The sequence below is a fragment of the Aquabacterium sp. A08 genome, from assembly GCF_011742065.1.
The window spans coordinates 1-231 of sequence record NZ_JAAQQT010000267.1; the positions used below are offsets into that span (position 1 = coordinate 1).

Here is a 231-nt window from a genome sequence, read left to right on the forward strand (position 1 = left end):
GGTGAGCAGGTGCTGATCCAGTCGCCCGCCATCATCGAATGGCTGGAAGAGCAGTACCCCACGCCCGCGCTGCTGCCGGCCGACGCCGGCGGCCGGCAGCGGGTGCGGGCGCTCGCCGCCATCGTCGGCTGCGACATCCACCCGGTCAACAACCGCCGCATCCTGGAGTACCTGCGCAAGACGTTCGGCGCCGACGAGGCCGCCATCAACGCCTGGTGCGGCACCTGGATC

General features: G+C 71.0%; 1 pseudogene. It reads left to right on the forward strand.

Annotated elements, in window-relative coordinates:
- Window positions 1-231: pseudogene (locus tag HA630_RS01515) on the forward strand (maleylacetoacetate isomerase); the annotation flags it as partial.